The 11,268-nt window shown below is 52.1% G+C and carries 10 protein-coding genes; 7 read left to right on the top strand and 3 right to left on the bottom strand.

Features of this window, described 5'->3' with window-relative positions; translation table 11 throughout:
• The 5 genes from IQ256_RS26560 to IQ256_RS26540 all read left to right on the top strand — a co-directional run.
• On the top strand, positions 1–1,370 hold a 1,370-nt coding region (locus tag IQ256_RS26560; RefSeq protein ID WP_193858710.1), incomplete at its 5' end, for an MATE family efflux transporter.
• 119 nt (positions 1,371–1,489) lie between these two features.
• On the top strand, positions 1,490–2,797 hold the full coding sequence (locus tag IQ256_RS26555) for a 1-acyl-sn-glycerol-3-phosphate acyltransferase (RefSeq protein WP_193858709.1): 1,308 nt from the start codon (positions 1,490–1,492) through the stop codon (positions 2,795–2,797).
• Positions 2,798–2,800: 3 nt separating this feature from the next.
• Entirely contained in the window at positions 2,801–3,763 is a 963-nt protein-coding gene (locus IQ256_RS26550; RefSeq protein ID WP_193858708.1) for an LD-carboxypeptidase, read from the top strand.
• A 140-nt stretch (positions 3,764–3,903) separates the two neighbouring features.
• Complete coding sequence (locus tag IQ256_RS26545) at positions 3,904–4,614, top strand: rhomboid family intramembrane serine protease (protein ID WP_193858707.1); 711 nt, start codon at positions 3,904–3,906, stop codon at positions 4,612–4,614.
• A gap of 81 nt (positions 4,615–4,695) precedes the next feature.
• Positions 4,696–5,343 (top strand): DUF2301 domain-containing membrane protein, encoded by a 648-nt coding sequence (locus IQ256_RS26540; RefSeq protein ID WP_193858706.1) that lies wholly within the window; start codon positions 4,696–4,698, stop codon positions 5,341–5,343.
• A gap of 35 nt (positions 5,344–5,378) precedes the next feature.
• Here IQ256_RS26540 and IQ256_RS26535 read toward each other — a convergent pair whose 3' ends face one another.
• Positions 5,379–6,422, bottom strand: coding sequence for a M28 family peptidase (locus IQ256_RS26535; RefSeq protein WP_193858705.1), 1,044 nt, complete (start codon positions 6,420–6,422; stop codon positions 5,379–5,381).
• 193 nt (positions 6,423–6,615) lie between these two features.
• On the opposite strand from IQ256_RS26535, the gene IQ256_RS29885 reads away from it, so the two are divergent.
• Entirely contained in the window at positions 6,616–6,780 is a 165-nt protein-coding gene (locus IQ256_RS29885) for a hypothetical protein (protein ID WP_228025316.1), read from the top strand.
• 67 nt (positions 6,781–6,847) lie between these two features.
• On the opposite strand, the gene IQ256_RS26530 is transcribed toward IQ256_RS29885, so the two are convergent.
• Positions 6,848–7,162, bottom strand: a complete 315-nt coding sequence (locus IQ256_RS26530) for a DUF6679 family protein (RefSeq protein WP_193858711.1) — start codon at positions 7,160–7,162, stop codon at positions 6,848–6,850.
• A 366-nt stretch (positions 7,163–7,528) separates the two neighbouring features.
• Positions 7,529–10,084 (bottom strand): glucosylglycerol hydrolase, encoded by a 2,556-nt coding sequence (gene gghA, locus IQ256_RS26525; RefSeq protein ID WP_370623555.1) that lies wholly within the window; start codon positions 10,082–10,084, stop codon positions 7,529–7,531.
• A 259-nt stretch (positions 10,085–10,343) separates the two neighbouring features.
• On the opposite strand from gghA, the gene IQ256_RS26520 reads away from it, so the two are divergent.
• Positions 10,344–11,268, top strand: a 925-nt coding sequence (locus IQ256_RS26520; protein ID WP_193858703.1) for a trehalose-6-phosphate synthase, incomplete at its 3' end; no start/stop codon positions are given.

Genomic DNA, 11,268 nt, shown 5'->3' with positions numbered 1-11,268 from the left:
GGCTAGCGAAATCTGATGTCGCGCTAGAAACTCGGGCTTTCCTGAATCTGGCGATTCCGCTGGCGATCGCGCAGGTGGCTCAGTTTGCGGTCAGTTTTGTCGACACGATTATGATGGGCCATCTCGGTACGGCTAGTTTGGCTGCGGGTGGGCTGGCTTCTGGCACTTTTCAAATGGCGCTGACTGTGATCACTGGCTTTGTGATGTCTGTGGGTGTACTGGCTGCCGAAGCCTATGGCGCAGACAAAAAGCACCGGTTGACGGGTTTGGCCAGGCAAGGGCTGTGGCTGTCGCTGCTGCTGGCGGTTCCTTTCATGCTGTTGCTGACTCAGATGACAAGCGTGCTGACGTTTCTACAGCAGCCAGCAACCGTGGTGAATTTGGCGCAGCGGTATTACAGCGGGATTGCATTTGGGGTGTTGCCAGCGCTGGGGTTTGCGATGCTGCGGGGCTATCTATCGGCGTTTTCTTTGGCGGGTGTGGTTACGGGCGTGGTGGCGATTGGCACCGCGTTTAATATTGCCTGCAACTATGTGCTAGGTTTTGGCAAATTTGGCTTTCCTCGTTTGGGACTGTTGGGGCTAGGGATAGGCAGTTCGCTCAGTCTATGGCTGATGCTTTTGCTATTTTCGCTTTACATTTTGCGGCATCCAGAGCTGAACCAGTATCAGTTCTGGCGCGGGTGGCAGTATCCGAATAGGAAGATTTTGCGGCGGCTGGCGACGGTCGGTGCGCCAATTTCGCTGACGCTGATTCTAGAGCTGGGCATGTTCACAACGCTGGCGTTTATGGCAGGCAGTCTGGGCACAGAGGTATTGGCAGCGCATCAGATTTCGTTTCAGGTGATTGCGCTGATCTTTATGGTGCCAATTGGGATGTCGCAGGCGGTGACGACTAGAGTGGGGCTATGGTTTGGCCGAGGTGATATCTCGGGTGCCAGGCGAGCTGGGCTAGTAGCGGCGGGCGCGGTGGCTATTTTTCTAGGGGTAAGCGCGATCGCCCTGTTCACTTTCCGGCCATTGCTGATTGGTCTATTTATCGATAGGCAAGATGCCAGGAGCGCTGAGGTGGTGGCGATCGCGATGAATCTGCTGTTGATTGCCTCCATGTCACAGGTGCCCGATGGCGTGCAGCGGGTGGTGATGAGTGCGCTGTACGGACTGCAGGATACTAGAGTGCCAGTGATTTTGAGTGCGATCGCCTTTTGGGGGATAGGCATCACCAGCGGCTATGTTCTTTGCTTTTTAGTCGGCTGGGATGCAGTGGGGCTGTGGATTGGCCAGTACACCGGATCAGCCGTTGCGGGTGCTATGTTTATCGGGCGTTTTTATAGCTTGACCCGTCGACGCTTCTCTAGTGCGGGCCGCTAGCTATAAGAGGATTTTCGGAGGAAGGATTTTTAGCAGGACAATTCTAGCGTTGTCTAAATGAAGCGGCGGCGATGACACCGCTATCTGTATATTAATCTCACAGATCTTGTGCATTTCTTATGACTGCTGACTCTCGACTGTCTGCTCGTTCTGTAGAGCGTTCTACGGAGCCCAAAACCTTCTATCCTCCCAAGCAGATTCCGCTGATGGCCAGGCTAGTTCAGAGCCTCAGCTACGTGCTGGCCAGAATTCTTTACAAAGCCAAGCTGTCCGTATCCGAAGAGTCGGTGGCTAAGGTTAGGGCGATTGAGGGCGATACCAGGATGGTGCTGGTGTGCAACCATCCGACGCTGGAGGATGGCATGACGCTGTTTGTGCTGTCGGCTCGGATCGGACAGCTATTTCACTACGTCGTTGCGTATGAAGCGTTTGAGGGCCTGATGGGATGGTTTATTCAGCGGCTGGGCTGCTATTCTATTCGGCGCGGTGTGGGCGATCGCACCAGTATCAGCCAAACGCTAACCCTGCTAAAACAGCCTGACTGTCGGCTGGTGATTTTTCCAGAAGGCGGCTGTTCCTATCAGAACGACACGATCATGCCTTTTCGTCCGGGTGCGATTCAGCTACCGATGTCGGCGCTAGCACAGATGGCCAAGAAGGCAGACTCTCTAGAGCAGGCCCCTGACGTTTTTGTAGTGCCTGTTAGTTTGAAGTATCGCTACCGCCAGCCGATGCGTCAGGTGATCGAAAAGACGCTGTCGCGGCTAGAAGAACGGCTAGAAATCACCCCTGATCTTGCCGCTAGCAGTGAGACCAAAGAACACAACTATCGCCGACTGCGCCGGGTGGCTAATCAGGTGATTTTAGAAATCGAGCAGGAGGCGGGTCTAGTCAGCGAGGATGCGCTGAATTGGAATCAGCGGATCAATCGGCTCAGGCAGATTTTTATTGAAAAGTGTGAGACGGCGTTGGAAATTAAGCCTAACTTGAACATGCCAATGCGCGAGCGGGTGTATAGGGTTCAGGCGCTGCTAGATGAGACTGAGCCGACTGCGAATCAGAAGGCGCTACGGACAGAGCTGTTGGGGCCTGAAAAGCTTACCCGCGAGGAAGTGTATTGGGATACGGTACGGCTGCTGAACTTCGATGCGATCTACGATGGCTATGTGGCAGAAGCGCCGACGCCAGAGCGGTTTTTAGATACGTTGACGCGGATAGAGCGAGAGGTGTTTCATCTAGAGCATGCTCAGCCAAAAGCGCCTCGAAAAGCCTGTTTTTATATCGGCGATCCGATCAATTTGAAAGACTATCTAGAAGATTATCAACGCGATCGCACTGCCACAATTGACCAGCTTTCAGACCAGCTTCGTGACACCATGCAGCGCAATCTAGACAAAATGAGCCGCACCGCGACAGAAGTTGTGTAGACCATGGAATCTGCTCATACTACCTGCCAGCTCCCGCCAGTATTAGCAACTGGCGACCTGCTCTATGTGATTTCACCAAGCGGTGGCCTGCAGTCAACCGAGCTATTTGAAGCAGGACTCGCGATTTGGCGACAGCGGGGATACAAAATCCATCTAAGCGAGGGGTATGACGATAGCTGGGGTTATTTAGCCGGGACAGACGAGCAGCGAAGATCGCAACTGCTGGCGGCTCTAGATAACCCTGAGTGTAAAGGGATTTTGTGCTCTAGGGGCGGCTATGGGGGCACTCGTTTGCTAGAAGATTGGCAGTGGCCTCAAAAGAGCAGTCATCAGGGGAGTGAAAACCGGAAGGCCAAATGGCTAATTGGATTTTCGGATATCACTAGCTTGCTGTGGAGCTGGAGTCGGCAGGGCGTGGCGGGTGTGCATGGGCCAGTGCTGACGACGCTAGCGGCTGAACCGACCGAGTCGATAGAGCGGCTGTTTGCACTGGTGGAGCAGCATCGGATTCAACCTTTGCAGGGTCGCGGCTGGGCGCAGTGGGGCTGCGGTGGTGTGGCGAGCGGTGTGCTGCTGCCGGGGAATTTATGCGTGGCGACGCATCTGTTGGGGACTAGGGCGGAACCTGATCTGACGGATGTGATTTTAGCGTTTGAGGATGTCGGCGAAGCGCCCTATCGATTGGACAGGATGCTGACTCAGTGGCGGTCTATGGGCAAATTTCACGGGGTAAAAGGGATTGCGTTAGGGCGGTTTAGCGGCTGGGAGCCGACAAAGCCGGGGCCGACTCTGAGCGTGGAAGAAGTGATGCGCGATCGCCTGGCCGATTTGCACATTCCCATCGTATCGGGATTGCCTTTCGGTCATGATGGCGAAAATGCAGCTATGCCAGTCGGTGTGCCTGCACAGCTGGATGCCGATGCGGGCGTTTTGTCTTGGCCTACTTTGGCTAGTAGGGGACTTTAGTGAGGGCTGTAGCCTTTGGTTAGGGTGTGGTTCTTCGATCAGATGCCTGAACTGGACATCTTAATATGTTGGAGAATTAGGGCGATCGCACGGATTCCTAGCAAACCTTGTAAAATAAGGAATCTTAATTTATTAGCGCTGTGGTTCCTTTAAGAGATGACAATCCGGTTTCTATCACGCCTGTTGTCGTCTATGCGCTACTAGCGCTGAACGTTGTTGTTTTTGTCCACCAGCTAATGCTACAGGGGAGCTTTGGTGAGGCTGGCCTACAGCAGTTCTTTGATACGTGGGCGATCGTCCCGGCTCAGCTTACCAATTCTTTCGCGACGGGAATAGATCAAGAGTGGTTGACGCTAATCTCTTCTCAATTTTTGCATGGCGGATTGCTTCACCTGGGCGGCAATATGCTGTATCTCTGGGTGTTTGGCAACAATGTTGAAGATCAGCTAGGACATGCGAAATTTTTGTTCTTCTATCTGCTTTGTGGCGTGTTAGCTGGCCTCGCGCAGTGGTTTTTTGATCCGGCTTCTCCGATTCCGACGTTAGGGGCGAGCGGCGCGGTTGCAGGGGTGATGGGCGCGTATATTCTGCGGTTTCCTCGGGCGCGGATTGTGACTTTGATACCGCTGTTTATCTTTTTTACGACGTTTCGGATTCCAGCTATTTTCTTTTTGGGCTGGTGGTTTATTCAGCAGACTTTCTATAGTTTGATGAGTTTGGGGGCAACGGCTGATGTGGGCGCTTCTGGTGGCGTGGCCTACTGGGCGCATGCGGGAGGCTTCGTGTTTGGCGCGATTCTAGGTCCGATGCTGGGCCTTTTTTCTAAAGACCAGGATAATGCTCGTTTTTGATTGACTAGCTAACTGGCTAGCTAACTGGCTAGCTAACTGATGAGTTCTGACTGACTGTTTTAATTAAGGAGCGTAGATTGTATGTCTGTACAAACGCTAGATGAAATTTATGAAGGCCAGTTTGGGCCTTTTACGATTGAGCAGAGCGATCGCCAGGAGGTGATTCTCTATCGCGCTGGGCTGGCTGTCGCTGCGGGGAGTGTGGCGATCGCGGCTGTTTGCTGTTTGCTGTCACCGACGTTCTCTCCTGTAGTGGCAACGCTTTGCTATGTTCTGCTTTGGGCCGGGCTAGGGCTGAGCTTGTTTAAGATTCATATCTATCTACGGCTGCTGCATCGGGTGCTTCAGGCGTTTTGGGCGATTGGAGGGGTGGCTAGTATCGCGATCGCACTGCTCTACCCCACGCCGCTGGCGCTAACCGCCTATCAATTCCCACTGACTATCTTTGGCATCGGCTTTACCTTTGCGGCGCTAACCGGCATTTTCTTCAAAGAGGCTTTCTGCTTCAATCGTTTGGAGACGAAGTTTCTCGCTTTCTTGGTACCTGGGCTATTGCTGGGTCATATGTCGGGCGTTTTATCGATGGCTGCTGAGCGGGGAATGCTGGTGGCGATCGCCGCTTTATTCACTGTCTTTGCGATTAGAAAGGTGATTCAGCCGATTCCGCCTGATATCGGTGACAAAAGCGTTTTTGAGTACTTAGAAAAAGAAAGACAGCAGGCTGCTTAGATATAGGTCGACTCATTCTATGATGGCTTCCCCTTCTATGACGGCTGGCTAAGCAGCGCGGCAACGGCATTTATCACATGCTGAGCGCTGCCTTCAAAGAAGGGGATATCCAAAGTTTCTGGCGTATCGCTGGCTGTATGATAGTTGGGATTGCGAAAGTTGGCGGTATCTGTCACTAGGACAGCTGGAATATCTTTTTCCCAAAAAGGGGCGTGATCGCTGCGTAGCAGGTCGGGGAAGAAGCGCAGGCTGGCTTGGGGGACGGGCAGGCTGAGAACTAGTGGCCAATTGGCTTGAGCGGAGCCGATGAAGGCTCCTAGCAACTCTGTATGAGTAGATAGACCCAATACGGCTAGAAAATCACCCGTATCTGGCACGGTTTGTACTGGCAGTCCTTCGGGATAGCGTTGACAGCCTGGGGTGTGGCAGGCATAGCCGACCATGTCTAGAATGACTGCGCCTCTGAGGTTGGCGATGTTGCTGCTGAGTTGGGTAAAGGCTGAGCTGCCCAGGAGGCCGCTGCCGTCGGGCTGTTGTTCTTCTTGGTCAAAGAAGACCAGCCTTAGCGTTGCTGGAAAAGGTGAGCTACTGCTGGCGGCGGAGAAGAGGCGAGCGGCTTCTAGTAGGGTGGCGATCGCACTGCCGTTATCGTCCGCGCCAGGTGACCCTACGTGAGTGTCGTAATGTGCCCCTAGTATGAACGTGCCAGCGGCAGGATCAGAGCCCGCTAGCTCAGTGACGATATTAATGCCGCCTGTGGTAGCCGATCCGGTTTGAGGGTGATCATAGCTTTGAGCGGTGGGGGATAGACCGTAGTCGGTTAGCGCTTGGGTGATGTAGTTGCGGATGAGCGGCTTTTGGTCTGGTGTGGATCTAGGCTGCGAAAAGCTACTGACGTGGTTGAGTAGCCGATCGGCATCGACATCTATCGTCAGATTGCTGAAGGCTTTGACAGGCGGTGTGATCGCTGAGATCTCTGGGAAGAAGACTGATCTTATATGGGTAATGGGATTGCCCCAGATCAGTAAGGTCATAGTGAGGGCTGCGATCGTCAGGAAGATGCCGCTCCGTTTCGCCATTAAAAAGGTTCTCCTATCTATCGCTTTGGTAGCGCCGTTCTACATACCTTCGAAGAGCCGCTTGAGACATGCTTATCGGCTAAAACCCTTACAGAGCAACAGGCAACTCTTCCCGCAGAGTAAGAACGCAGGGTGCATCCCACTTTCATAAGTTATCGCTCGCCCTCACCCTAAATCCCTCTCCCATCGGGAGATGGATTTTGAATCCGGTTCCCCTTCTCCCACCGGGAGCAAGGGGTTAGGGGATGAGGGCTCGATAGCTCTGCATAAGTGGGATGCACCTAGAATGCATCCTTACTTTGCTATAGCCTATGGCGATCAAGAGTTCGTGGATGTAGATTCTATTCGCTCAAAGTAAAAGCAGGTCAATCCGGGTGGAGCAACCTGCTTACTAACAGTTTTTCGCTATATTTTCAACTCGCGCTCTAGTTCATGCGATCGTCAAATTCAGGGCTGCTTTCTTTTTGTAGCAGCTTGGAGAGCTGACCACGGATGTCTGCCATCTGAGGATTGTTGCATTTAGGCACGACGACTAAACGCACTTCAATTTCTGAAACGTTGTCAACCCGTGTGGTTTTTTCCCAAATCTTGCGCTCGGTGTCGGATTCTGACTCGTAGCGAAAGGTCAGCATGTTGTCACCGACTTCTAAAATCTCAACATTTTTAAACCAACCGTTACTGCTTTGGATATATAGCCAAACACCTGGCTTCCCAATCAGTTCTCTAAGTTTTCCTTCCATTCTTGTAACGTCCCAACCCAAAACGACTGAGCACAAAATATTAACTGAAGGACTAGAACGCTTGGCGGTACGCATCCTTCCTGTTTATTATCTGCAATCATTACAGAATATTAGCATTGTAAGAAGTTTTATGACGCGAATCGGTAGGAAATATTAAGACGAAGTTGGTCGGATTCTTATTCCTCACATGGCAATCCGGCGCTGTACATAGGATGCGTTTATTGGTTGATGAGCGATTATTGCTCTGTGATTGATGTCATTTGATCAATCTTTTGGTGAGGAGTCACTTTTTAGAATACTGACTTTTGTATCAGGGTGCTTCGACCCGCTATTCCTGTGCCGCTATTCTACGGGCAATCACCCTATCTAAATCGGCTCTAGCAAAACGCCTTGACCATCGTGCAGCTCAAACGCGCTTAGATCCTGCAGGGCTTCTGCCGGAATGCCAGGTGTGGCTAAGACGACTTTCCACTGGGACATATCTAGCTGCAGCCATTTATCTAGGGTGACGGTACAGGGGGTGCCGCCCATGTGAGTGGCCATGGCGATCGCCTGCTGCCTGGTTTCTGGATGGCAGCGCAGTCCGTAGAAGGTAGTGTGGCGATCGTTGCTGATGCGGTTAAAGCGATCGCATCCCAAGATGTTGTCTTGTAGCCAGGGGTGCGATCGCCGATAGTGACGCAGGGCCAGATTGAACGCCGCTATGGTCGGGTCGATTTGATCGAAGAAATTGCTCACTTTGCAGAGGTTATGGCCATCTTCCATAAAGGCCATCGCAAATCTTTTGAGCTTGACGACATCTAGCGTGGCTAAAAAATGGGGCAGATTGGGCTCATTGAGATCTTCTAGGGCGGGCACTTCGCAGAACCCATGATCTTCGCCGAGACAGTGACTGCAGAATTTAGCGACCTGCTCTAGGTCGTAGTCTGTTTCGATCATGGCGGTTTGCAGCGCTTTCCCAAAGGACCGTAGCTGCTCTAAGTCGGTAAACCCAAGCTTTTTAATTTGGACGAAGCTGGTTTCTTTTTCGTACATTTCTGGCGAGACTTGCCAGTCTAGAAACCCAATCTCTTCGGAAGCGATTTTGACGCCGTAGCGATCGTCGGTATTGCGGAAAAATCCCCAAGACGCACCGACTGTGGCATTAAGAAAATCCATGGGCAAGCCCGGACAAAATCCCTGTACCCAAATCTGTGTGGCCGGGTTGTTGTAGGCGGTATTGAGTACCTCAACCAAAGAGCTGCCTAGGTTCCAATTGATCGGTTTGTCTAAATCTATCTGATTGCCTCGGCGGACGGTGTCGTGATTGCCGCAGCCCGTAATCCAGCGGTTGCCCTGAAAGATCACCTCGCAGGCTCGCCGCCACTTTTTATCCCAATAGCCTTCTAATGTCGGGGTGTTATGAGCAAAAATCAGCGGTCCCCACTGAAAGGACTCGGGTTTTTTTTCAATCAGCTCTCGGTAGCGCGAAATTTCTTCCCATCCTTCTTGAGGCCAGGGGCGACCGTCTTCAAAAATGGTGAACATCAGCCTTCTGTAGCCCTGAATATTTTGGGCCAGGTCGCTCATGGCCAGTAGGTAGGTATCGTCTTGCTCGACCCGGTCGGTCAAAGGATTGAAAAATCGAAAATCTTGTCCGCCATCGATGCGGATGCCATCCGCGCCTGTGTTGATTTTTCGGCGCTGCATCTCTAACAAAATTGCTCGCACCTGGGGCGACTGATGGTTCAGATCTTGCCCATACATGTTCGGGCCTTTGAGAAACTGATGATTGAGCAGATCAAGCGCCTGATTGTCAGCGTGGCCATAGACCAGATCATAGATTAGGTAGATCGGGCCTTGCGAGAAGTTGTGCAGCGTGGCGATAAAGTCGATGACTTCGTCGGGTCTAAGGCTGCCAAGGACGGCTGGATTCGTGGCAGAAGAACCCAGGATCGGTACGTCATAGCCCCAGTTTTGGGTGTTGGGCTGGCGGAGGGTGATGGTCGGTTTGCGGTGAAAGTCTGAGTGGAAGGTATGGGGGAGTGGAGCGCGATCTGGCTCAGGTTCTGGGAAGTCGGTGTCGGCTGCCTCTAGCGGAACTTTGGTGATTTTGGGTGGGGTGGCTTGGATAGAGAAGAACTGATGTTCGCTTTGGGTGTCTTCGCGGCGGTATTCAATAGTCGGTTCGACCGGGAGTAGCTGGATAGCGTCATATCCGGCGTAGACAGCTTCTTCAGGGGCCAGCGCTTGTCCGTCAGCGAGTTTGTCGGAGATGCGCTGATAGATTTCGGTGAGTCCTTCTAGGGTGCCAGCAGCAGAGGCGGTGTTGACGTGGATTTGGAGGATGCTGGTGGGCGCAGGCAGGCGAGGAATGGTGATATCGCTAAGGTTGGTAGAGCTGCCGGTGTGGCGGAAGTAGGCTAGATCAGTGCGTTTTTTTTGGAGTTTGCGGACGTCGTAGAGTTCGGCTGGGGCAAAGACACCGTAGGGCAAAGAATAGGCCAGGGGATCGCGGATGATTTGGACTTTGCCATCGGCATCTTCATAGCGCAGCCAGTAGAAGCAGCCAGCCTGATCGCGGGTGCCGGCTTTGAGCCCGTAGACGACGGCCCAGACGTATTCGCCTTGCTTGATGACTGGGATGCGCGATCGCCTAAATCGAACCTGCTGCTCTTTGGCCCGAAAGTCAATCGAATCTAGCGGGGTGAAGATCTCTAGCTCTAGCTTGTGCTCTGATTGGATAATGTCACCGGCAAGCTCAGGGGTCCAAAAACCGATCTCGGTCAGGCGATCGCTCCGATAGTTGGCCCCCAATCGGTGGGCAATTCGCTGCGCTTTCTCAAAGTAAGTCGTTGTCAGATCTCGATGAATACTGTCTGCCCATTCCACCAAGCTGAACGTTTCATCTTCAATAAATCGAATCCGTCTCGATGCTGCCACTACCACCGTAAATTCATCCTCGAAAAGTGATTAGACTGCCGGGGTCTATGTCCCAGAAACTACCTTAATCTGTTTGTCTACGGTTGTGGTCAAAATGCATAAAAAGAGATTTTTTATGGCTTTTCTATCTGTCCGTTTCTACACTTCTATGTATTCTCCGTATTCCCTATATAACTTTTAGTAAGCGGCAGATTATTCCCTATACTTGCTACTAGCCAGAAAAGGGTTAGTCGAAGGGTTAGCCAAAGGGGAAATGTCGATGAAGTCTTCACTAGTGATTTTGTACCACCGTGAACCCTACGACGAAGTAGAAGAGAACGGCAAGATTTACTATCGCGAGAAAAAGAGCCCTAACGGTATTGTCCCAACGCTTAAGAGCTTTTTTTCTAACGCGGACCAGAGCACCTGGGTGGCGTGGAAGCAGATCAAGCCCGAACAGTCTGATGGCTTTGAAGAGCGGGTGACCATGGAAGGCGGTAGCGATAGCTGTGTGGTGCGGCGAATCCCGCTCAACGCTGAGCAGGTCAGAAACTTTTACTACATCACTTCAAAGGAAGCTTTTTGGCCGATTTTGCACTCTTTCCCAGAGCATTTTACTTACGACAGCTCTGACTGGGAGAATTTTCAAAATATCAATCGACTGTTTGCCGAGGCTGCCTGCGAAGATGCCGCAGACGACGCGCTAATTTGGATTCACGACTACAACCTATGGCTAGCGCCTTTTTACATTCGCGAAAAGATGCCGAATGTGAAAATCGCTTTCTTTCACCATACGCCTTTCCCGGCTGCCGATGTTTTCAACATTTTGCACTGGCGCAATGCAATTATTGACAGCTTGCTCTGTTGCGACCTGTGCGGCTTCCACATTCCTCGCTACGTGCAAAATTTTGTCAGTGCCGCCCGTAGCTGCCGCGAGGTAGAAGTCTTAGAAACGATGCCCGTTCCCAAAGCCTTTACCAGAGTGGGTACGGCGCTCGCTGAGCCGGAAATGACTACTAAGTTGCGCTACAAGGGCAGGGTGGTCAATATCGATGCCTTTCCAGTGGGTACAAACCCCAAGAATATCCGTGAAACCGTCCTCACCCCAGAAATTGGCGATCGCGTCAAAGAGATTCGCGAGCAAATTGGCGATAACAAACTGATCGTTTCTGCGGGCCGAGTGGACTATGTGAAAGGGGCAAAGG

Origin of the sequence: cf. Phormidesmis sp. LEGE 11477 (genome assembly GCF_015207105.1) — a bacterium.
In the GTDB taxonomy this organism is placed as follows: Bacteria; Cyanobacteriota; Cyanobacteriia; order Phormidesmidales; family Phormidesmidaceae; genus Phormidesmis.
Note: the sequence above shows the minus strand (reverse complement) of the source record. Positions and strands in the feature narration are given on the sequence as shown.

Coding starts and splice junctions, on each gene's coding strand:
- IQ256_RS29885 (WP_228025316.1), top strand. CDS start 6,616: ATGGATTTTGAATCCGGTTCCCCTTCTCCCACCGGGAGCAAGGGGTTA.
- IQ256_RS26540 (WP_193858706.1), top strand. CDS start 4,696: ATGTCTGTACAAACGCTAGATGAAATTTATGAAGGCCAGTTTGGGCCT.
- IQ256_RS26530 (WP_193858711.1), bottom strand. CDS start 7,162: ATGGAAGGAAAACTTAGAGAACTGATTGGGAAGCCAGGTGTTTGGCTA.
- IQ256_RS26535 (WP_193858705.1), bottom strand. CDS start 6,422: ATGGCGAAACGGAGCGGCATCTTCCTGACGATCGCAGCCCTCACTATG.
- IQ256_RS26555 (WP_193858709.1), top strand. CDS start 1,490: ATGACTGCTGACTCTCGACTGTCTGCTCGTTCTGTAGAGCGTTCTACG.
- IQ256_RS26550 (WP_193858708.1), top strand. CDS start 2,801: ATGGAATCTGCTCATACTACCTGCCAGCTCCCGCCAGTATTAGCAACT.